This is a genomic window from Arthrobacter sp. TMP15, assembly GCF_039529835.1.
Taxonomy (GTDB): Bacteria; Actinomycetota; Actinomycetes; order Actinomycetales; family Micrococcaceae; genus Specibacter.
The window spans coordinates 2,722,101-2,743,355 of record NZ_CP154262.1; the positions used below are offsets into that span (position 1 = coordinate 2,722,101).

17 protein-coding genes are annotated in these 21,255 nt (G+C 57.5%); 5 read left to right on the top strand and 12 right to left on the bottom strand.

The annotated features are described in order from the left end of the window. Positions 1-37 precede the first annotated feature (37 nt). From raiA to mtrA, 5 genes are all read right to left on the bottom strand, one after another. Positions 38-727 (bottom strand): ribosome-associated translation inhibitor RaiA, encoded by a 690-nt coding sequence (raiA, locus tag AAFM46_RS12170; protein ID WP_283528435.1) that lies wholly within the window; start codon positions 725-727, stop codon positions 38-40. Positions 728-852: 125 nt separating this feature from the next. Next, positions 853-1,788, bottom strand: a complete 936-nt coding sequence (locus AAFM46_RS12175) for a phosphoribosyltransferase family protein (protein WP_343318043.1) — start codon at positions 1,786-1,788, stop codon at positions 853-855. Positions 1,789-2,009: 221 nt separating this feature from the next. Beyond that, positions 2,010-3,785 carry an LpqB family beta-propeller domain-containing protein gene (locus AAFM46_RS12180; protein ID WP_343318045.1) on the bottom strand — a complete coding sequence of 592 codons (1,776 nt, stop codon included), beginning with the start codon at positions 3,783-3,785 and terminating at the stop codon, positions 2,010-2,012. Further along, entirely contained in the window at positions 3,785-5,746 is a 1,962-nt protein-coding gene (gene mtrB / locus AAFM46_RS12185) for an MtrAB system histidine kinase MtrB (RefSeq protein ID WP_343318046.1), read from the bottom strand. The genes AAFM46_RS12180 and mtrB overlap by 1 nt, the downstream gene beginning before the upstream one ends. A 34-nt stretch (positions 5,747-5,780) precedes the next feature. After that, entirely contained in the window at positions 5,781-6,455 is a 675-nt protein-coding gene (gene mtrA / locus AAFM46_RS12190) for an MtrAB system response regulator MtrA (protein ID WP_283528444.1), read from the bottom strand. A gap of 919 nt (positions 6,456-7,374) precedes the next feature. On the opposite strand from mtrA, the gene AAFM46_RS12195 reads away from it, so the two are divergent. The 5 genes from AAFM46_RS12195 to AAFM46_RS12215 all read left to right on the top strand — a co-directional run bounded on the left by AAFM46_RS12195 (position 7,375) and on the right by AAFM46_RS12215 (position 12,880). After that, positions 7,375-8,499 carry a hypothetical protein gene (locus tag AAFM46_RS12195; protein ID WP_343318047.1) on the top strand — a complete coding sequence of 375 codons (1,125 nt, stop codon included), beginning with the start codon at positions 7,375-7,377 and terminating at the stop codon, positions 8,497-8,499. Between the two features lie 12 nt (positions 8,500-8,511). Next, positions 8,512-9,186, top strand: coding sequence for a DUF4129 domain-containing protein (locus AAFM46_RS12200; protein WP_283528449.1), 675 nt, complete (start codon positions 8,512-8,514; stop codon positions 9,184-9,186). Continuing rightward, the gene (locus AAFM46_RS12205; RefSeq protein WP_343318049.1) at positions 9,183-10,490 is read left to right on the top strand and encodes a DUF4350 domain-containing protein; all 1,308 of its coding nucleotides are present in this window, start codon (positions 9,183-9,185) and stop codon (positions 10,488-10,490) included. Before AAFM46_RS12200 ends, AAFM46_RS12205 begins: the two co-directional genes overlap by 4 nt. Before the next feature lie 128 nt (positions 10,491-10,618). After that, complete coding sequence (locus AAFM46_RS12210) at positions 10,619-11,569, top strand: MoxR family ATPase (RefSeq protein WP_283528656.1); 951 nt, start codon at positions 10,619-10,621, stop codon at positions 11,567-11,569. Between the two features lie 18 nt (positions 11,570-11,587). Beyond that, positions 11,588-12,880, top strand: a complete 1,293-nt coding sequence (locus AAFM46_RS12215) for a DUF58 domain-containing protein (RefSeq protein ID WP_343318050.1) — start codon at positions 11,588-11,590, stop codon at positions 12,878-12,880. A 43-nt stretch (positions 12,881-12,923) separates the two neighbouring features. Here the strand turns inward: AAFM46_RS12215 and AAFM46_RS12220 are convergent, their stop codons facing one another. The 7 genes from AAFM46_RS12220 to AAFM46_RS12250 form a co-directional block, all read right to left on the bottom strand. Next, positions 12,924-13,841 carry an SGNH/GDSL hydrolase family protein gene (locus tag AAFM46_RS12220; RefSeq protein ID WP_283528455.1) on the bottom strand — a complete coding sequence of 306 codons (918 nt, stop codon included), beginning with the start codon at positions 13,839-13,841 and terminating at the stop codon, positions 12,924-12,926. Between the two features lie 68 nt (positions 13,842-13,909). Continuing rightward, on the bottom strand, positions 13,910-15,052 hold the full coding sequence (locus AAFM46_RS12225) for a hypothetical protein (RefSeq protein WP_343318051.1): 1,143 nt from the start codon (positions 15,050-15,052) through the stop codon (positions 13,910-13,912). After that, complete coding sequence (locus AAFM46_RS12230) at positions 15,049-15,525, bottom strand: chorismate mutase (RefSeq protein WP_283528459.1); 477 nt, start codon at positions 15,523-15,525, stop codon at positions 15,049-15,051. Before AAFM46_RS12230 ends, AAFM46_RS12225 begins: the two co-directional genes overlap by 4 nt. A gap of 91 nt (positions 15,526-15,616) precedes the next feature. Next, positions 15,617-17,326, bottom strand: coding sequence for an ABC transporter ATP-binding protein (locus tag AAFM46_RS12235; protein ID WP_343318052.1), 1,710 nt, complete (start codon positions 17,324-17,326; stop codon positions 15,617-15,619). Beyond that, on the bottom strand, positions 17,323-18,285 hold the full coding sequence (locus tag AAFM46_RS12240) for an ABC transporter permease (RefSeq protein ID WP_283528464.1): 963 nt from the start codon (positions 18,283-18,285) through the stop codon (positions 17,323-17,325). The genes AAFM46_RS12235 and AAFM46_RS12240 overlap by 4 nt, the downstream gene beginning before the upstream one ends. A 3-nt stretch (positions 18,286-18,288) precedes the next feature. Next, on the bottom strand, positions 18,289-19,377 hold the full coding sequence (locus AAFM46_RS12245; RefSeq protein ID WP_283528466.1) for an ABC transporter permease: 1,089 nt from the start codon (positions 19,375-19,377) through the stop codon (positions 18,289-18,291). A 136-nt stretch (positions 19,378-19,513) separates the two neighbouring features. Continuing rightward, the gene (locus AAFM46_RS12250) at positions 19,514-21,154 is read right to left on the bottom strand and encodes an ABC transporter substrate-binding protein (RefSeq protein ID WP_343318055.1); all 1,641 of its coding nucleotides are present in this window, start codon (positions 21,152-21,154) and stop codon (positions 19,514-19,516) included. Between the last annotated feature and the right edge of the window lie 101 nt (positions 21,155-21,255).

Consider the following 21,255-nt stretch of genomic DNA (forward strand, 5'->3'; position numbering starts at 1 on the left):
GTGCTTCACTTCTTCAAAAAATCTTCAACCAAATTACTTAGACGCGGGCTGGCTCATCGGGTGAACGGTAGGCGGAGATTTCCTCGGCACCCTTGGCGTTGTCATCGAGGGAAATGACACCGTAGGTCCAGCCTTTACGGCGGTAAACCACAGAGGGAATGCCCGTTGCGGAGTCAACGAAGAGGTAGAAATCGTGACCCACCATTTCCATGTTGTCCACTGCGTCGTCAAGGGATAGTGCCGTTGCTGGGAACACCTTGCGCCGGATCAAGACGGGTGAATCGCCTGCAGGGATATCATTTTCGATATCGTAGGGCGACTTTTCTGCGACTGGCTCCGCAGGTGTTTGGGCGTAGATCGGTTCGGAACTGCTCACGGGAACTAGTGATGCAGTAGCCTCGCTGACTGACCTGACTCCGTGCTTGCTGTGATGGTCCGTCTTCTTGTCTTTGGCCTTACGGAGCCGCTCAAACAATTTTCCGTAGGCCAGATCAAACGCTGCAAACTTATCCGATGCGTCGGCTTCAGCCCGGATCACGGGGCCACGGCCAAGAACCGTGACTTCAACAGTGAGTGGAGCATCTGCAGCTTTGTTTTCCTTGGAAACCTTCACATCGACGCGCTGAACCTTGTCGGCCAGCTGTTCGATCTTCCCGAGCTTCTCGCTAGCGTATTCGCGGAAACGATCCGAAACACTCAAGTTGCGGCCGGTGATCATGAACTCCATGGTGCCCTCCAAACATCTTCGGTGACACGGCGGCCGGCTAGCAATCGGTGCTGCAAACCGACCTCCGACGGGCGGTTTCCTCTTGAAGAGGTACCCGTTTACTTACGTTAGTTCACCGTCCGGTTTTATTCATCTTTTACGACCAAACTATTTTCGGCGAGTCCTTTCGCTCCCACGTTTTTGGAGCTGTAATCCGGAGCCCGGGCCGCTGCCAAGACTACCGCCATACGCACCTTCAATCCCGCTTGTTCTAGTGTTCTAGCCGCTTCACGAAGAGTTGAACCAGTAGTGAGCACATCGTCAACAAGCACCACCCCCTGGCTCCACGGATTCGCTGATAGCCGAAAATTCCGGCCACCTCTCCGGTGAATTTTCATCGTGTTACGGACGTTGCGCCGACGCGCCGCCCGCCCTAGCCCTTTCTGGTGCCGTCGGTGCCACGGGAGTTTTGCCCTAATACCCAATACCGGGGCAATGACCACTGCCGGCGGCACTCTGCCCTCTCGCACCATCGATTGCAGTAGCAGGGCTACAGGGTCATAGCCTCGGCGCCGCCAACCACTTCCCGTGCTGGGGATCGGAACCAGCCACAGCTGCCCCGGAGAATTCCCCTTGGCAAGTATTGGCTGGCACAGGGCAATGTTCCCCAATGCATACCAGAGTCCTCGTGCCAGACACCGGCTCAATGGTGCGCGCAATTCCGTTCGGCCATGATTTTTGTACGCCAGGATGGCCGCCGCCAACGTGTCCCTGTACTCACCGGCAGCAACCACGGGGAGTTGGCAATCACCCAACACGCTCACAAGTGCGTCAGCGGCGTCCTCGGCCCTGAATGGTGAGGCCGTTTGGCGACGCAGCGCACTTGCGCAGGCGGGGCACAGGGAGTGATCTTCACGCTCACAGACAACACACTCGGCGGGCAAAATCAGATAGAGAAAATCTCTCCATGCCACCCCGCACCACAATAAGCACCGTAGCCAACGCGAGGTAGCGCGCCCCTTATGTGTCACCGGAAGCGGCGCCAAGCCCAGTTCTTGCGCACCTTGGTAGTTACTATCCATAACAACATCGTGGCCCTGCCAGAGCCTTCAGGAAAGCTACCCGCTATCCTTTGTGGACCACTCACTCCCCACGCACGGCTGTGGGGGAATTGGTGGCTGATGCGTTCTTCGCATGCAGGGTCACCTCCTCCAATTCCTGCACTTCCGAGCCGCCGAGCCGCCGAGCTGCAGAGCCGCCCACCTACTCAGCCACTCAGCGACTCAGTTACTCAGTTACTCAGCTACCCGGCAAACGACGCCTGCCTGAGGTCCTTCGCTATCAGATCCCAGCTGCTGGAGACATTTGCGAAGTATCCGGCGGCCGATTGTGCATGGATGTTCCGCAACCCTGAACCGGCGGTGAGCCATTCAAGGCCCACCAGTTCGTCCAGTTTTTGCGGGCCCCGGGCTAGATCGAGGATCTCGATGGTCACCGGATCAGCGGCCGACGGCGCCATCACAGCCACGCTGGACTCTCCCGTCCACACACCCAGGCTTGGTGTCCCGGTGTGCGGCAGGTTCAGGGGTGGAGTTAGTTCCTTCGGGACATCTCCAGATTTAAAAATCCCCGTGATACTGACCCGGCTTACACCGTTCGACTGGGAGATCACCAGCGCTCTTGTACCGTCCCGTGAAATCCGCAGGGTGCTCACTTCCTGACCAACCAACCAAGGAACGCGCAGTAGGACAGGGGGGCCCATTTTCCCGTCGTCGTTCGGGTTAATGGCAATCACATCGCCGGAGCCGTCCCCGGCAGCTGACCAAAGCCAGCCGTTGGGAGCAAAGGATGGTGGTGTCAGCGCCACCCCCGCAACGGCAACAACGGGCTGTTGACCTGGCACCACCGAGTAAATCTGGTTTCCGGCGCCGGACTTGAAAGCAAATTCCTTACCCGAATAGGAAATTGCCGGCGTTGCAGGCGCCAACGCGGCCACCGAGACCATCCCTGGAATCGGTGCTGCCTTGGTGCCGTTGAAAGTGACAAGCTCATTTTTGGCCAGTGCCACCTGAGCGGTTGATACCGAACTATCGATGACCATGGCGCTGAGATCATCGGTAGCTCCGCCCATGTCCACTTGTCTGTCATCGGCCAAGAATTGCACCTCAGTGACTGTGTTCAGACTCTTTTGCAGTGTCACCAAAAGCTGTTCGTGCATTTGTTGGCGCTGCTTCACGCTGGTGTCCAGTAGCGCCTTTGCGCTCAGCCCCACCTTGGCCAGACCGTTGTTCACGGGCACAGAATCCCGCTCAAGGGAGATTCCGTTTGGAAAAGCACTAACAACCGCGCCACGCAAATAGGGTGCCGGGCCACTGAGCATGGCCTTCACGATGGTGGTTGTGGTCCGTGAGGACCTGCTGACCAGCCACCGAATGTCCGGCACTCCATAAGTGAAGGTGGGGTCGTAGAAATAAAGTGCCAGCGGGCTGAAAAGTGTTTCAAAGTTCGCTTGAGTCAGACCCACGCCGTCGGGGGCCTCGGAAATGCGCCACTGGCCATCAACCTGCACCAGCTTCATATTCAAACTCTCTGTGGCACCCTCTTTAGCCGGGGTCAGCACACCCGTGGCATCCACAGTTGAAACTACATCAAATGTTAGGACAAAAGTGTCTTTCTCCGCCCCCGGGGATACCGAGAATGTGTCCTTGTAGACAAGGGTGCTTTTATCAGGCGCCCAGGACTGTGCAAGCTTCGGTGCCAAATACTGCCGCGCCACCTGGAAATCATCGGTGATACCGGTACCGGATTCAATGAAGCCTCTAACTATGCTCTCTTGGGAAGCGCCATCCCCGGGGGCAAATTGTTCAAAATCAATGTAAACGGAGTTATTGCGCGGCGTCAACGGATCGCTCTTGCCCACCGGGCCGTGGGTGGGAATGGTTGCGCAGCCCGCCATGGCCAGGAGCACGACGACGGCCATCACCCACCCCGCGGCCAGCCAGTGCCGCCTCGGTACGGCTCCGTATCGGCGCGATTTTAGCCGGGGGTCCGGTTGGAATGAGTTCAAAAAACGGGTCATCACAGCTCTTCTGCCTCCGAGTTGGAGCTCCCTGAACCGGTCCGTTCAGAATGGCCCAGCTCAGTCTTGTGTGCCTGTGAACTACCAATGGATACATGCCCGGAAGGCGGCTTCAAGGCACCCAGTGCTCCAACAACACGCATGGCCCCGGTTTCGGTGAGTACCGGCCCGGTGGCCAGTGATACCGAATAACCGGCTCGTCCACCGTCAGGGGGCAAGGGGACAGGAGAATGGTCCAGTACGTAGCCTCTGCGTCGCGGAAGCGTCAGCCGGAAGCACGAACCTTCACCCGGTATGCCCCACGCGTCAAGCCAACCATCATGCAATTTCGCATCCTCCATGGCGATCGAGAGACCCAACCCGCTCCCTCCGGTGGTGCGAGCTCTCGCAGCGTCGGCACGCCAGAACCTAAAAAATACGTGTTCAAGTGAGGACGGCGACATGCCAATGCCGTAGTCCCGCACGGCGATTGCGACGGCGCTCTCATCCGCAGAAACAAAGATCTTCACCGGTTTACCTTCGCTATGCTCCACGGCGTTCAGCACCAAGTTCCGCAAAATCCTATCAATTCGGCGAGAGTCCATTTCAACCACACACTTGTGGTTTCGCAGACGAGTCACAACGGAAAGTTCCGTTGAATTAGCCTCTGCCACCGGTGTTGCACCGTCAATGACAGAATGGATAACCGAGAAAATATCCAGCGACTCCACGTCTAGATCTGCCACGCCGGCGTCAAAGCGGGATATCTCCAGCAAGTCAGCCAAGAGCAACTCAAAGCGCTCAACCTGATGGAAAAGTAGCTCGGACGAGCGTTTGTAGATGGGCTCAAACTCATCACGAGCATCAAAGAGCACCTGTGCCGCCATGCGGACAGTTGTCAAAGGGGTCCGCAACTCATGAGAAACATCCGAGACAAAGCGCTGCTGCATCTCCGAGAGTGTTGCCAATGCCACGATCTGATCCTGTAGGGATGTGGCCATCTTATTAAAAGAGGTTGCCAGTCTGGCCATCTCGTCTTCACCCTTGACGACGAGGCGTTCTTCCAGCTCGCCGGCAGCCAATTTCTCAGAAACGGCCGCGGCCTGGCTGACCGGGTTCACCACCGTACGAGTCACATACCAAATGATCACACCAATAAGTATCAGCAGGATGCCGCCTGCCAACCACAACACGGACTGGATGTAATCCAATGTCACTTGTGCGCTGTTCAGGTCATAGATCATGTACAACTCGTAGTTGGTTTTTAACAGCTCAACCTGGCCGCCTACAACCACGGCTGAATGCACCCCGGAGCTGCCAGTGGGCAGTGCTATCGATTGCCAATATTGGCCATCTGGATCAGCTTGGACCGACGCTCGCAACTCGTTGGGAATGATGGCCGTGGTCACCCCGCCGGAGTCGGATGACACCACAGCCAACTTACTGTTTTGGCCAGGGATTTTAGCCAATAAGTACTTGCGGTTGTCATCCGCGCCGCCCACTTCGAGCAGCTTCAACGTGTCCTTGACCAGTGTGGCAACTCCGGGCTGGTCGCTCACACTTGCATTGGAAAATTCCTGCTGCACCTGGGTGACACCCCGGGCGGATTCATGTTGAGCCTGCGTGAGGCGTTCTTTGAAAAGTCCATTGGAGATCTGCCCGGCAAGATAACCTCCCACTCCAACCACCGCCACCGAGGCAATGAGCAACGTGGTAATCACTGTGCGGAACTGAAGCGATGTGCGCCAACGCTTTGACCAGGCACGACGAAACTTCTTTGCCAAGGACCACAGGACCCCTCCTGCCGTACGCAGGCCAAGCCCAATTTTGCTCATAATCATGTGCAGCTGATTCTCAAGGGGTGTTCCAGAAGAGTTTTTGGGCGCTGCGGTGCCATCGTTTTGCCCACCAGTTTCAGCACTGGGTGGGGCTTCCACAGGAGGCTGCATAACGGCGTCGTTCCTGCCCTGGTCTTGACTCATAGTTAGCTCACCGACGGCGCATGAGCGTCAGCGCTTAATTCCCGGCCTTGTAGCCCACACCACGAACGGTAAGAACTACCTCGGGGGCTTCCGGATCACGCTCGATCTTGGAGCGCAGACGCTGCACATGGACGTTGACCAGCCGAGTGTCCGCTGCATGCCGGTAGCCCCACACCTGTTCCAACAACAGCTCACGGGAGAAAACCTGCCAGGGCTTGCGGGCAAGCGCAACTAAGAGGTCAAACTCAAGAGGGGTCAGCGAAACCTTTTCACCTGCCCGGTGAATCGAGTGCCCTGCCACATCAATGGTGATCTCACCGATTACCAGCGTTTCAGGAGCCTTGACGTCCCCCGGGCGCAGCCGTGCACGGACACGAGCAACCAGCTCAGCGGGCTTGAAGGGTTTGGCGACGTAGTCATCGGCACCTGATTCAAGACCGCGGACAACATCAGAAGTGTCAGATTTGGCCGTCAGCATCACTATAGGCACATCCGATTCGGCACGAATAAGCCGACACACTTCTATGCCGTCCATTCCGGGCAGCATCAAATCAAGCAAGACCAAGTCTGGGTTGCTTGCTTGGAATACCTCAAGTGCTTTTGTTCCGTTAGCGCAAAAAACGGGGTCGAACCCGTCATTGCGGAGCACTATCCCGATCATTTCGGATAGCGCCTCGTCATCGTCAACAACTAAAATGCGTGCCTTCATACCTCTATATTTGCCTATTACCTTCGCAATGTCCCCATCGGCGCTCCACCGGGGGTGTCACTTCTCGATTTTTGGGTCCATATTTCCTGGTTTTGGCAGCGCTTGCGTATCCTTGCTGTCCACTAACTTTTCACCCACGTCTGCCAGCACAATGAGACGTGGGGCCCATGTTCTTTTAGGCCTTTGCCGCAGCTTCGGATTTGGCCCGGTTGCGCTGAGCCGTGAACGGGTCCTGAAAAGGGCAGATCGGCTCGGCTCCAGTACCCAAACGGCTAAATTTTTTCCAATACCTAGGGTATTCACAGAACATATTTGGCTGTTCCCGATAGGGTTTGATGATGGACGGGGCAGAACAACGGGCTTCTTGGCCGGTGATCGCGGTGACACACGCAATCAAGCGGTAAAGATCAGCAGTTATTCGCGCCACCGGAGTTTTAACGGGGGAATCTTTGAGGGGAACATGATGCCACAGGAACCACAGCAGCCAGAGAGCGGGCCAGAGGGCCAGAGCCCCCAGCCGGGACAGTCACCGCCGCCTCCCCCGCTGCCGCCGCAGCAGCCGCAGCAGTCTCAGCAGCCTCAATGGGGCCAATACTCTCAGCCCCAGCAACCCCAATACGGCCAGCAGGGTCAGCAACCGCCGCACCCTGGGCAACAGCCCCAGCAACCCCAGCAACCTCAATGGGGCCAATACTCTCAGCCTCAGCAACCCCAATGGGGCCAGCAGGGTCAGCAACCGCCGCACCCTGGGCAACAGCCCCAGCAACCCCAGCAACCTCAATGGGGCCAATACTCTCAGCCTCAGCAACCCCAATGGGGCCAGCCGCAGTATGGCCAACCCCAATACGGCCAGCCCCAGTACGGCCAGCCCGGTATGGCTCCCGGTTTCAACAATTATCTGCCACCGCCAAAACCTGGTGTGATTCCTTTGCGACCCTTGGGCCTGGGCGAAATTTTGGATGGCGCGTTTCAAGCCGCTCGCCGCAATGGAAAAGCCATGTTTGGCTCAGCATTAATTTTCCAACTTGCCACGGTTGCTGTGACGATGGCCGTCATGTTCATCATCTTCGGCCGTTTCATGACCGATATTTTCGACATGGAATCCAGCCTACAGAGCAACGATCCCGCGGCTATGGAAGCTCTGGGCGGTGGATTACTCACGCTCTCGCTCTCTATGCTGCTCACCGGTTTCCTTGCCGTGCTGATCCAGATGGTTCTACAGGGCGCATTGGTGGTACCGGTGCTGCGCTCGGTGTTGAACCGTAAAACCAGCTTCGGGCAAATGTGGCGCCTGACTAAACCACGAGTGGGCAGCCTACTTCTGCTGGCCGTCCTCTATGCGGTTGCCACCGTTGTGGCCGTTGCGGCCTACGCAGCAATCGTTGTGGGACTGATTGTGGCATTGGACCCACAGGATTCGGGTTCAGCAATTTTAGGTGTCATTGCCTTGTCCATACTGCTGAGCTTGCCGTTCGTGGTGCTGGCCGTATGGATTGGCACCAAGGTCCTGCTTGCCCCGGCCGCCATTGTTGTTGAAAATGTGGGTGCCATCGCCGGCATCAAGCGTTCCTGGCAGCTGACGAAGCGAAATTGGTGGCGGACCTTTGGCACCTCGTTTCTGGCCGCTCTCATCGCCGGCATCATTGGCGGGGTTATCACCACACCTGTGAGCATGCTGGTCAGCTTTGTCATGCCACTGATGCTCGGTAGTGAGCCCACCACCGATCAAACCATCACGGTGCTGCTCATTTCCCAGGCCCTAACAAGTATTGTCAGCGCGGTGGTTGGAGCGGTGACCCTGGCCTTCCAAACCGGTGTCATGGCGCTGATTTACGTGGACTTGCGCATGCGCCGAGATGGTTTTGACATTGCTTTGCTCAAGGAATCGGAAACAGGCAAGGACGACGGCGGAATCCCCGGTTCGCCTGTTCCTGGCGCTTTAGTGAGCGAAAACTCTGCCCCCTACGGAAATACAACGTACGGCAATTCAAACGGCACTACTGGTGTAGAAACGCCATACCAGCCCGGAAACTACGGATCGTAGGCAGCTTCCCCTATGGTCTTGACACTGCTTGGAACCGCCATGTGCGTGGCCGAGATTCCGGTGACCCCTGATGCCGAGGAGGCTCGGCGGTGGGCGCAGGATGAACTGGCTCAAAAGGTTTATCAGGATGCCAAGCCAGGGTGGGCAGAACAGCTCGCGGCGCTCATCACCAAAGCACTAAAGGAACTACTGAACAACGTCGGTGTTGCCAGCGGTCACACGGGCCTGGCCATTGTGGCCGGCCTGATAATAGTGGCCATTATTGCCATCATTGTTATCATCAGGCCCCGGCTCAATAGAAGAAATGCTGCCCAGGAGCCTGTCTTTGCCGATGTGCTCTTACTGACCGCCGAGCAGCACCGGACACTGGCACAGCATGCGGCACGTGAAGCGGACTTCAACACCGCCGTCACCGAACAGTTTCGGGCCATTGTTCGTGCTGCCGAGGAGCGGGACGTGAGCATCACCGCCCCAGGCCGCACAGCCGTGGAAATCATGGCTGAACTAATTCTGGCGTTCCCACAACAGGGCGGCCTACTGGGCCACAGCGCCGAACTGTTCAACGCCGTGCGCTACGGTCATGTGCCGCCCACGCGAGAAATGTATGAGGAATTAGTAGGCACTGACCATGCCGTCGCTCGGACAAAACCCTTATATTCCCGGGGATTCCAGGAGGCGCAGCTATGAGCGCCACCAAAGGAACCTACCGAACGGACACACCGCTGGACTCCGCCCACAGCGATCCGAGCGTGTTTCGTGCAGAGAGTCTCAGCACAGCTCAACGAGCAGGCCAATGGTGGAAGAAGTATAAATTCTGGTTGCTCTGCGCTGTTGTTTTCATTGTCCTTTCACTGCTTGGAGTCATTCTTGCCGGCACTGGCGAGCGTTCCTTGGGAACGCTTTCAATCACCAATCCCGCCCCAGCAGGAGCGCAGGCCGCGGCCTCGGTGCTGCGCAACCAAGGCGTCAATGTCACCTCTACTGCTTCCCTCACAGAAACCAACCTGGCACTGGCCGCCAATGGGAATGGCAACAGCACAGTGCTCTTCTACGATCCGAATAATCTCCTCACCCCCGAAAAAACAGCCGAACTCTCAGAATCGGTGCAGAGTTGGGGCGGAAAATTGGTAGCAATTACACCGGGCCCGCTAGCCGTGAAGAAGTTAAGTTCCGAGCTTTCCAGCACAGGCACAACGGCTGGCACGCCATCAGTTGCCGCCCATTGCACCAACCCGGCTGCGCTGGCTGCAGGAACCATTGACGGAGGTTCCCCTGCCACTGGATCTTTGGCCACTGGATCTCCAGCTAGTACAGCGAACGTTCCGCACCGCCTCTACACAGGCACCGAGACGTGTTTTAGTTCCGATGAACACAGTGCTGCAGGCGGCTACCTGGCGACCAACAGCTCAGGTGAGATCGCCGTGTTGGGTAATCCCGGCGTCGTTATTAACCAAAATCTTGCTAATCGTGGCAACGCTGCACTGACTTTCACACTGCTGGGAAGTACACCAAACCTGCTCTGGTACACAGCCTCCGTGCAGGACATTCCCGTGGCGAAGCAGCAGCCTTCGCTTTCCGAATTTACTCCCGAGTGGATCTTTCCAGCGTCAGCCTGGCTGCTACTGGTTGCCACACTTGGGATGCTCTGGCGTGGGCGAAGGTATGGGCCACTGGTGAGCGAGCCTCTTCCCGTCATTGTCAAGGCCTCCGAAACCCTCTCCGGCAGGGCCCGGCTCTACCAGAACGCAAGGGCTACCGATACGGCCGCGCGCACACTCCAGCACGGCACGCTAACCCGGTTGGCTCGCCAGCTCCGACTCGGTATTTCTGCTGACCCAACAGCCGTGGTGGAAGCGGTGGCCACCGCTACCGGGCGCAAGCACCAACAAGTGCATGCGCTGCTGCTAGGCGAAGCACCAACCACTGAAAAAGACATGTTGTCCATGGCCGTGCAACTCACGGCATTAGAGGAAGAAGTGGCACAGAGATGAGCCTTCCCAATCAGGAGTCCGCAACTCCGGCACCCATTCACGCAGCCCAGGAAATCCAAGAAGTCCACGAAGTCCAGCACCAGCAAAACCCGGAAGCCTACGCCGCCCCCGCCCAGGGTTCGTTTGTTATGAGCCCTGCGGCGCGGTCCCTGCTGGCCGTGCGCAGTGAAGTGGCCAAAGCCGTAGTAGGCCAAGATGCCACTGTCACGGGGTTGCTCATTGCCCTCCTTGCCGGTGGGCACGTGCTCTTGGAGGGGGTGCCGGGTGTGGCCAAAACTTTGCTTGTCAGGGCATTGTCAGCGGCGCTGAGCCTTGACACCAAACGCGTTCAGTTCACTCCTGACCTGATGCCCGGCGATGTCACGGGATCTTTGATTTACGACGCCAGCACCTCTGCTTTCACCTTCCGGGAGGGTCCGGTTTTTACCAATATCCTGCTTGCCGATGAGATCAATAGGACACCACCTAAAACCCAGGCATCCCTGTTGGAAGCCATGGAGGAACACCAAGTTTCCGTTGACGGTATTTCACGGCGTTTACCTTCACCGTTCATGGTTGCCGCCACCCAAAACCCTATTGAATACGAGGGCACCTACCCGCTGCCCGAAGCTCAATTGGACCGTTTTCTGCTCAAGCTCACCATGGACCTGCCGGGACGTGAGGATGAAATTGAGGTGATCCGCCGGCACAGTCTCGGCTTCGATCCGCAGGATTTGCAGGGCGCAGGTGTACGTGCCGTGGCTGGCGCCGCCGAACTGGCCCAGGCACGCAAGGAAGTAGCCCAGGTGGGTGTTGACAGAGAGCTGCTGGCGTACGTGGTTGACCTGGTCAGAGCCACCCGCACCGCCCCGTCCTTCCAACTGGGAGTCTCCCCTCGCGGGGCAACAGCCATTCTCAAATCAGCCCGCGCCTACGCCTGGCTTTCGGGCCGAGGGTTCATCACCCCCGATGACATTAAAGCCCTGGCACTTCCCACGCTGCGCCATAGGGTTGCCTTGCGCCCTGAAGCAGAGATGGACGGCGTTGCGGTGGATGACATCCTTCTCTCGATTTTGGCCACTGTGCCAGTGCCGCGCTGACGGCGGAATAAGAACACAATGGCCATTTCGGGCAGGTTCTTTTTCTTGGCGTTGGCAGCCCTGGTGCCGATCATTATGTGGCCCGGGGTAGTCACCTGGCTGCTGTCGTTGGCTGTGCTGATACTCGTTTTGCTCTTTGACCTGATTTTTAGCGCATCCCCTCGTCTGGTGGCTCTTCGCCGAAGCCTTCCGGCCGGGGTCCGGTTGGGGGATCAAAGTGTTTCTGTGCTGCGCCTTGCCAACGAATCAAAGAAGGTTTTGCGCGCTTGGGTCAAGGACGGGTGGCAACCATCAGCTGGAGCTTCCAACGCGTTGTCTTCAATCCGGATCCAGCCGGGGGAACGTGCAACGGTGAGCGTATTGTTATCCCCTTCTCGGCGCGGAGACTTACTCACACACCATGTTTCCATCCGTTCCTTTGGCCCCTTGGGGATGGCTGCACGGCAAAGCACCATTAGCGCACCGGGTAGGTTGCGGGTGCTGCCACCGTTTAGTTCAAAGCGCCACCTGCCCTCCAAGTTACGCAAATTGCGCGAACTCGACGGGAGAGCCGCAGTACAGCTTCGTGGTGCCGGAACTGAATTTGATTCGTTGCGTGACTATGTGCGTGGCGATGATGTGCGTTCAATCGACTGGCGCGCCACCGCAAGACGCCAAGAGGTGGTAGTACGCACCTGGCGTCCTGAAAGAGACCGCCGTGTAGTGATAGTCCTTGACACCTCACGGACCTCAGCCACCCGCATTGAAGACGAGACTGCCCTGGACACAGGCATCGAAGCGTCACTGCTTTTGGCGGTTTTGGCTGAACGCGGCGGTGACCGAGTCAGCCTGGTGGCGTACGACCGCAGAGTACGGGCCAAGGTTTCCTCCACTGGCAAGGGCAATATGCTCAATGCCATGGTGCAGAGCCTCGCCCCGCTGGAACCTGAACTGATTGAACTAAACGCCTCAGCAATCACCGGACAGATCCGCGACGTGACAGCCCACCGGGCCCTAGTGGTACTGGTGACATCCTTGGACGCCGGCGCGGCAGAGGACAACCTGATCCCCCTCGCCTCGGCCCTGGCTCAAAAGCATGTGGTGGTGGTTGCCGCTGTTCGCGATCCTGCGGTAGATCAGGCACGGCTTGACCGCTCCAGCACCACAACAACCTACCGTGCTGCCGCCGCCGAACATGCGCTGAACCGCAGAGCAGCCATCACTGCCGTCCTCAAGCAAGCCGGGGTGGAAGTAGTTGATGCTCCTCCGCAGGAGCTTCCGCCCCAGCTGGCAGACATGTATATCAGGCTCAAAGCCGCAGGACGACTCTAAGCAGTCAAAACCGCCGTTGCACAAGATTAGGTCGTGGAAATGACTACCCTTGTTTTTGTGTGCTTTGTTGGGGGATCTGGAGTTGCAACGCTCCTAGTTTGGAAACAAGCACTTTACTCAGGACCTCATGCCCCTTTGCGTTCAGATGCACGGCATCAGCCATTTTGTTCGTGACGGCATAGCGGGTCACCCAGTCCCCGGCGCTGAGAAACAACACCCCGTTACGCTTGGCAAAGCTGGCCAACAGCGCATCGACGTGACTGCGTCGGGAGCCTGCTTCTCCCTTGGCCAACGTGCCCACGATCAAGAATTCGGACACCGGATAGCTGGACTTTAAGTCCCGCAGAAGACGCTCCGCATTGGCCAGCACCTGCGCGTCAGGAACCTTGGCCGCCGCATCGTTGCCCCCGCCTTGCACAACGACCAGGGCCGGATTCCCATACGGGAGCACCACAGCTCCGCTCTCCACGGAATCAGGATAATTAGCTGAGGCTGATGTTTTAGCCACAAACCCAATCCCGCCGGCACCCACAAAACGGACCTTGTAGCCGGAATTCCGCAGACCTTTCTGCACCCAGGTCTCAGCCCCGGTCACGCCTGAGGCTCCGCCGGCCTGAGAATCTCCAAAAAGTAAAGCTGTTCTGGCAATCGACGGATCTATGACTTCAGTGCGGCCCGACACCGGGTTGAAAACTGGGGAACCGGGCGGCAGGTCCCACACCGTGATCTGCTCTTCCTTGATGATCGGTGTGGTAGCCCTGCCACCATCGTCAACGGCGTTGTGTTCGGGAAGTGCCGGAGCCTTGGCCCGCGGTGCCGCACCTTCAACCGCTACAGCATCCAACACTGGCAACTCTGCTTGGGCTTGTCCCTGCACCGCTGAGCTTGGACTACTGAGCGCCAGCGACACGGCCAGTGTCAAAAGAAGAACCGCACCGCGTGCGAACCTGCCGTGAACCATGGGAATGAACCTTCCTGACCGAGCTGTAGAAAGGCAAGCATATGCAACAGAAGTTAACATTCATCCAACTACTGGTAACGAATTACGCTCAATTCCTCCGCTACCTCAAGTGCCCGGTTTAGCACTGCCCGAGCCTCCGGCGCAGTGATGGTTCCCAGGCCGGTTTCAGGGGTTATACGTAGCTGATTCAAGGCCGATTTGTTCAATCCCAATCCGCGCCAGGGCCGCATGACCGTCTCCACTAAAGCAGCGTACGACGGCGGTGCTTGGCCCGATCGGCCAGGAACAGTTCCAGCCCACACACCCATGCCGGATTCGATGGCCCCGGCCAGCTGTTCCCAGTGTCCGGTGTCCAAAATGTGCAAAGGAATAGCGAGCGCATCTATGCCGCATTCAAGAGCCGTTTCAAGGGCTACGCGCCAGCTGGCTGATTCGGCTCGTGCCGAACTTGCATCCTCCACACCCGCGCTACCGTCCTGAGAGGCGCTGGCAGGAGCTAAGTTAATGGCAACCTTGGCGAAGCCTGCTTTCCGGGCTTCGCCTACTAATGCACTCCAGCTTTGCCGTAGCTCCGTGACAGGGATTGAGCGCAACGTCCTGTATCCGGACGCTGTGGGGATTGTACCCGCCAAAGCCGCAGCCACAGCGGGTTCGTCAATTTGCAGTGTCAGCGCAGCCCCGGGAACAGCGGCACCCAACTTCTGTGCATGGATGGCTAGTCCTGCGGCCAGCGACTGGCCAATATCCCGTCTTGCCCCGTAATCGCGCAGAGACCGTTCGCCATAGTGCAAATGGATTGCCGCAGCCAAGGAAACCGGTCCGCTGATACAGACTTTAAGTTCAGGAGGCGTTATTCCGCTATCTCCGGCAACGTCAGCCAACACGTTAACATCAGTGGACAGCGCGGAAACGGCACGGCGGTGGTCATGACCGGCCCTGTCAACGAAGCGCCAGCCGTAGGGTTGCATATCAACGGCCAATTCAACGAGCAAAGCAGCTGTGCGACCAATGGGGTCAGAACCTACCCCGCGTGCGGGCAGGTCAACAAGGCAAGGGAGGTGGGGTGAGCCCAGGAGCCCCAGCGAAACCTTAGTAGCCTCCACCGGGTCCGTGCCGGGCCATTGGCCCAAGGAGGTAGCTGTGACGATCTCCGGGAACGGTGCCTGGTGTGTTATCCCAGGCTGTTGGGACTGATTAGGTGAGGGACTCACTTAAGGGCTGCGCCGCCGTCGTCCGTGATTGAGGTGGGGGCATCGGCGACAAACCCTTGGCCGTCAAGGCTCACCACGGGAACAACTCCGGTGGCTGCCACATCCGAGTGGCTCTGCGAAATCGCCTGGTGGTGATGGATGACCTCGCTGATGATGAAGTTTAAGAACTTCTCAGCGAACGCGGGGTCAAGATTGGCGGATTCCGCCAGGGCGCGCAACCGCTGAATCTGAGCCTTCTCACGGCTGGGGTCAGCCGGGGGCAGCTGGTGCCGCGCCTTGAGAATCCCCACCCGTTGGGTGGCCCTGAACCGTTCAGCCAGCAGATAAACAAGAGTTGCATCAAAGTTATCGATGCTCGAGCGAATAGAAAGCAGCTCTGCCATGACGGCGGGGTCCACAGCATCCGTGAGTGAGCTGGCGGCTGGGTCAAAATCTTCCACGGACAGGTGCTGCGTGTGGCTCGGTTCGGTCATAGGGACAGTTTAGGCGGTGCACCGGGCGGAGAAAACTCCTGTCCACTTAAGGCACCGCCTAAACGTTATTCGCTGGGCAAAAACATGCGAGCTACTTTGCCGCCAGGAGTCCCTGGTGTGCCACTCGCCGTCTCGCCTGCTCTGCGGGGTTAGGGACGGGCAAGGAGGCTAGTAGCCGCTTTGTGTAGTCGTCCTTGGGACTGCCCATGATCTGGGAGCCGATCCCCTGCTCCACCAATTTGCCTTTGTAAAGAACCCCCACCCATTCGGCCAAAATATCCACCACGGCGAGGTCGTGGCTGATAAACAGCGCGGCGAATCCCATCTCGGTTTGAATTTCCCGGAACAGTTCAAGCACCTTGGCTTGCACTGAAACATCCAGTGCCGAGGTAGGCTCATCGGCGACCAACAGCTTGGGCTTAAGCGCCAGCCCGCGTGCAAGGGATGCACGCTGACGCTGGCCACCTGAGAGTTCATGCGGGAATCGTTTGGCGTAAACAGCCGGTAGTTGCACCGATTCAAGCAGTTCCTGGACTTTTTTGGTGATGGCCGGACCTGACAGATCGGTATGGATGATCAGTGGCTCGGCCACACATTCGCCAATGGTCAGGTGTGGGTTGAAGGATGCGGCCGGATCTTGGAACACAAACCCAATATCCTTACGCAGCGGACGGAACGTGCGCTCTTTGTAGTTCCGCATCTCATAGCCCAGGACCTTCAGTGAGCCTCCGGTTGTCCGGTTCAGCCCGGCAATGGCACGGCCGATGGTTGTTTTCCCCGAACCGGACTCCCCCACCAACCCAAAGACTTCGCCGGCTCTGATGGTGAAAGAAACCTTATCCACCGCTTTGAAGGCGGCACTACCCAGGCGCCCCGGGTACTCAATCTCCAGCTCGCGAGCTTCCACAAGCACTTCGTTGTCCTGAAATGCACGTTCGGTGAAGCCTGCTGAGGCGGAGTTTCGCCCCAAATGGGGCACGGCGGCCAGCAACTTTTGGGTGTATTCCTGCTTCGGGGCGGCAAAAAGTACCTCAGCGCTGGCTTCTTCCACAACGTCGCCCTCAAACATCACCACCACCCGGTCCGCCAAATCTGCCACAACGCCCATGTTGTGGGTAATCAGCACAATGGAAGTACCGTATTTATCACGCAAATCACGCAGGAGTTCAAGGATTTCAGCCTGAACAGTGACATCGAGTGCCGTGGTTGGTTCATCGGCCACAATCAGTCCCGGGTTCAAGGCCAACGCTGCAGCAATGACGACTCGCTGTTTCTGCCCGCCAGAGAACTGGTGCGGATAGTAGTCAACACGTTTTTCCGGTTCCGGGATGCCCACCTTTCCCAGAGCCTCAATGGCTAGCTTGCGGGCTTCCTTCTTCCCTACCCGTTTGCCCTGTGGCCTGTGTGCCCGCAGTCCCTCCGCGATCTGCCACCCCACCGTATAAACGGGGTTGAGAGCTGTGGATGGTTCCTGGAACACCATGGCCACATCACGTCCGCGGATCTGACGCAGTTGGTGGGGGCTGACCGTGATGACATCGTTGCCGCTGATGATCACCGCCCCGCTGCTGTGGGCGGTTTCCGGTAGAAGACCAAGAATAGCCTTGGCCGTAACCGTTTTACCCGAGCCGGATTCGCCCACAATGGCCACGATCTCACCGGGTGCCACACTGAAGGAAACATCCTTAACGGCGTGTACGTCCCCTTGATCGGTGGCGAAGTTGATTTTTAGATCGGAGATCTCCAGTACGGGCGCCACTGCGGGCACCACCGCTGGGCTGTTCTGTGTGGAGCCGCTCATGCCTGTACCAACTCCTTTTGATCTGCAAGCTTGCTTCTCCGGGCCTTTTTCGCAGCCCGTTTACGCCCGCGCAGGCGTGGATCGTTCAAGTCATTCATGGACTCGCCCAACAGGGTCAGACCAAGTACCGTCAACACAATCGCAGCACCGGGGAACACCCCTGTCCACCAAATACCGGAGGTGGCATCTGACTGAGCATGGTTAAGGTCATAACCCCATTCCGCAGCGGTGGAGGGTTCAATGCCGAAGCCCAGGAAGCCAAGGGCTGCCAACGTCAAAATGGCTTCGGAGGCATTCAGTGTGAAGATCAACGGCAGCGTCCGGGTGGCATTTTTGTAAATATGTCGGGCCATAATGCGCACGCTTGAGGCACCCACAACCACAGCCGATTCCACGAAGGGTTCGGCTTTCAGGCGAATGGTCTCCGCCCGGATCACACGGAAGTACTGCGGAATAAACACCACAGTGATGGAGATCGCCGCAGAGAAGATCCCGGACCACATATCCGAACGACCCTGGCTCAAAGCAATGGACATGACCATGGCCAGCAGCAGTGTGGGGAAAGCGTAGATCGCATCCGCGACCACCACCAGGATTCGGTCCAGCCAGCCGCCAATGTAGCCGGAGAGCAAGCCAAGAATCACACCCAGGAAAATGGACAGCGAAACCGCCACCACAATCACCAAAACGGCTGTTTGTGCCCCCCACAGGGTGCGGGAAAGGACATCGTAGCCTCCCGCCGTTGTCCCCCAAAGGTGAACGGATGACGGCGGAGACTGGGCTTCATTAAAGCGTTGAGTGGGGCCGTAGGGAGAGATCAACGGCGCCAGAGCTGCGGTGAGCAGGAACATCAATGTCATGATGATGCCCGCCACAAGCATGCCGCGTTGGAGCCCAACACTCTTTTTTAGTTGGGAAATGATGGGCAGACGAGAGAAAAGGGACTGCTTGCGCTCCATAATTTAGTACCTCACCCTCGGGTCAATGAGCGCGGCGATGACATCCACAATGAAGTTGGTCAGGGCCACGATGACGGCGAGCAGGGCCACGATGCCCTGGACTGCCACGAAGTCACGCGCCGTGAGGTAGTGGGCCAGCTGGAACCCCAGCCCCTTCCACTCGAAAGTGGTTTCTGTCAGCACCGCCCCTCCCAACAGGAGTGCAATCTGCAAGCCCATGACGGTGATGATGGGGATCAACGCCGGCTTGTAAGCATGCTTGGTCAGCAAACGGTATTCGCTGACGCCGCGGGAGCGTCCGGCCTCAACGTAATCCTTGCTGAGCGTGCCGATGACGTTGGTACGAACCAGGCGCAAGAAAATTCCGGCTGTCAGGAAACCCAATGCAACAGCGGGCAGTACTGAATGCTGCGCCACATCCCAAAAAGCGTCCATATTTCCGCTGCGCAGGGCATCTATCCAATAGATTCCCGTAGGAGATTGAAGTTGGGTCATATAAATTTCGGTGGAGATGTTAGCTCTACCGGCCACAGGGAACCAGTCCAACCAGACGGAGAAGAGCAGTTTCAGCAACAGCCCGGCGAAGAAGACCGGGGTGGCGTAGAAGGAAATAGCCAGGACACGCAAAATAGCGTCGTGCCACTTGTCACGCTTGTACGCTGCCAGCATGCCCAACGGGATACCGATGGCTAGGGCCACGATCAAAGAGTTGAAGGCGAGTTCAAGAGTTGCCGAGCCGTAAGTGGCCAGCATCTGGCTGATCTCCTGATTATCAGAGATAGTGCGGCCAAAGTTGCCTGTGGCGATTTGTCCCAAGTATTCGAAATACTGCACAAAAAGTGGCCGGTCATAACCGGCCTCATGAATGCGGGCTTCCAGCTGATCAGGTGGTAAGCGTCCACCCAATGCGGCCGTGATGGGATCACCTGTGAGCCGCATCAGGAAAAAGACCATGGTGACGAGAATAAAAATGGTGGGGAAAATCAGGACAAAGCGGACGGCAAGGTATTTGCCCAGGCCACCGCCTGACTTCTTGCTTCTGGGTACCAACGCGGCGGGTTCTTCCGCCGGCAGGTCAATCATTGCGGTCATGTACGCCTATTTCTTTTTATGCACAGAGCCAGGGCTTCCATGTAGTTCCGTGCAGGAACGGTTCGTGAAAAAGGCGGGGCATCCTTTGCAGAAAGCCCCGCCCTTGCGCCAAGTGCCTATGAATGCATGGCTGGCATTATTTAGACAGAACGCCCAAACGGAACTTGAACGATGCATCCAAGGTGTCCTTGGTGCCCTTGACATCAACACCGGAGACGGCAACCTGAGCACCCTGCAACAGAGGCAGTGTGGAAAGGTCCTTGGCCTCGGCGGTCTGAATATCCTCAATCAGCTTGGTGCGCTTTGCTTCATCATTAGTGGTCAGCTGTTCGGTGATCATGTCCTGGACAGCGGTATTGCTGTAATGGTTCTTCAAGAAGTTATCCGTGCTGAAGAACGGCGTCAAGTAGTTATCAGCGTCGGAATAGTCCGGGAACCAACCCAACTGGTACATGGGATAGGCGTCAGCTGTACGCTGCTTGGAATAGGAAACCCACTCCGTGGACTGCAGATTTACCTTGAACAACTTGGTTGCCTCGAGCTGTGCCTTGATGGCAGCGTACTCATCTCCTGAAGAAGAACCGTAGTGGTCAGGGTTGTACTGCAGGTCCAAAGTCACAGGAGTTTCCACGCCAGCATCGGCGAGAGCCTTTGTAGCCTTGTCCACATCGGGGCCGCCATTGCCGTCTCCGTAGACTTCCTTCAACGGCTCAATGGCCCCGGTGAAACCTGCCGGTACGTAGGAGTACAACGGCAGGTAAGTGCCCTTGTAAACCTGGTCAGCGATCGCTGCACGGTCAACCGAGTCTGCCATGGCCTGGCGCACTGCCAGTGATTTGGCCGGATCGGCGTTGGCCGTCTTGGCACCAAACGGCATGGTGTCAAAGTTAAAGACGATGTAGCGGATTTCGCCACCGGGGCCAATATCAACCTTGACATTTTTCTTGGTCTTGAGGCTGTCGATGTCCGTTGCTGTCAGGGAGCGCCACGCAACATCGATGCCACCTTTCTCAACTTCAAGTTTGAGGTTATTGGAATCGGCAAAGTACTTCATGATGACTGAATCGGACTTGGCTGCACCCAGCAAACCCTTGTAGTCCGGGTTCTTTTTGAAGGAGATGAGCTCGTTCTTCTTGAACGTGTCTATGGTGAACTGGCCACCAAACGCCTTGCCCTTGATGATGTCTTCATCCGTGGTGACGGCATCAGCACTGAACACAGAATCATCCACAATGGGTCCGGCCGGGCTGGTCAGTACCTGCGGGAACGTCTGATCGTTGCCGAGCTTGAGCTTGAACACCACTGTGGTGGCGTCCGGGGCTTCAACGCTGTCCAGGTTTGCAAGCAGCGTTGCGGGCCCGTTGACGTCATTGATCTTCAACTGGCGATCGAAGGAGAACTTCACATCCTTGGAATCAAGTTCGGAGCCGTTGGCCCACTTCAGGCCGGTCTTGAGCTTCACTGTGTATTCGGTAGGAGACGTGAACGACGCCGATTCCGCCAAGTCAGGCTTGGGGTCCGCGCTTCCCGCGGCTGAGTTCAGCACGAAGGGGTAGATCTGGTTCATGACCATGAACGAACCATTGTCGTAGGAAGCGGCCGGGTCCAGGAAGGTGGTTTTGTCGGTGGTACCAACAACTACCGGAGCGCCGGTTGAGGCGCCCCCACTTTCGGAGCCGCCATCATTGGCAGCGGGTCCGGTGCATGCCGTCATCGCCAAGACGGAAACACCGGCGACGGCAATGACCGATTTGAATCCAAATTTATTCTTAACCATCAACAAACTTTCTCTTGTGCCAAACATGGAACGGGCCACACTTCATTGTGTGACCCGGCTCATATCTTTGATAGTCAACATTTACCAGACTTTGTTACGCC

What these genes read in the sequence shown, in the direction of transcription:
- raiA (WP_283528435.1), bottom strand. Translation starts at nt 727, where the DNA reads ATGGAGTTCATGATCACCGGCCGCAACTTGAGTGTTTCGGATCGTTTC.
- AAFM46_RS12175 (WP_343318043.1), bottom strand. Translation starts at nt 1,788, where the DNA reads ATGGATAGTAACTACCAAGGTGCGCAAGAACTGGGCTTGGCGCCGCTT.
- AAFM46_RS12180 (WP_343318045.1), bottom strand. Translation starts at nt 3,785, where the DNA reads ATGACCCGTTTTTTGAACTCATTCCAACCGGACCCCCGGCTAAAATCG.
- mtrB (WP_343318046.1), bottom strand. Translation starts at nt 5,746, where the DNA reads ATGAGTCAAGACCAGGGCAGGAACGACGCCGTTATGCAGCCTCCTGTG.
- mtrA (WP_283528444.1), bottom strand. Translation starts at nt 6,455, where the DNA reads ATGAAGGCACGCATTTTAGTTGTTGACGATGACGAGGCGCTATCCGAA.
- AAFM46_RS12200 (WP_283528449.1), top strand. Translation starts at nt 8,512, where the DNA reads ATGGTCTTGACACTGCTTGGAACCGCCATGTGCGTGGCCGAGATTCCG.
- AAFM46_RS12205 (WP_343318049.1), top strand. Translation starts at nt 9,183, where the DNA reads ATGAGCGCCACCAAAGGAACCTACCGAACGGACACACCGCTGGACTCC.
- AAFM46_RS12210 (WP_283528656.1), top strand. Translation starts at nt 10,619, where the DNA reads ATGAGCCCTGCGGCGCGGTCCCTGCTGGCCGTGCGCAGTGAAGTGGCC.
- AAFM46_RS12215 (WP_343318050.1), top strand. Translation starts at nt 11,588, where the DNA reads ATGGCCATTTCGGGCAGGTTCTTTTTCTTGGCGTTGGCAGCCCTGGTG.
- AAFM46_RS12220 (WP_283528455.1), bottom strand. Translation starts at nt 13,841, where the DNA reads ATGGTTCACGGCAGGTTCGCACGCGGTGCGGTTCTTCTTTTGACACTG.
- AAFM46_RS12230 (WP_283528459.1), bottom strand. Translation starts at nt 15,525, where the DNA reads ATGACCGAACCGAGCCACACGCAGCACCTGTCCGTGGAAGATTTTGAC.
- AAFM46_RS12235 (WP_343318052.1), bottom strand. Translation starts at nt 17,326, where the DNA reads ATGAGCGGCTCCACACAGAACAGCCCAGCGGTGGTGCCCGCAGTGGCG.
- AAFM46_RS12240 (WP_283528464.1), bottom strand. Translation starts at nt 18,285, where the DNA reads ATGGAGCGCAAGCAGTCCCTTTTCTCTCGTCTGCCCATCATTTCCCAA.
- AAFM46_RS12245 (WP_283528466.1), bottom strand. Translation starts at nt 19,377, where the DNA reads ATGACCGCAATGATTGACCTGCCGGCGGAAGAACCCGCCGCGTTGGTA.
- AAFM46_RS12250 (WP_343318055.1), bottom strand. Translation starts at nt 21,154, where the DNA reads ATGGTTAAGAATAAATTTGGATTCAAATCGGTCATTGCCGTCGCCGGT.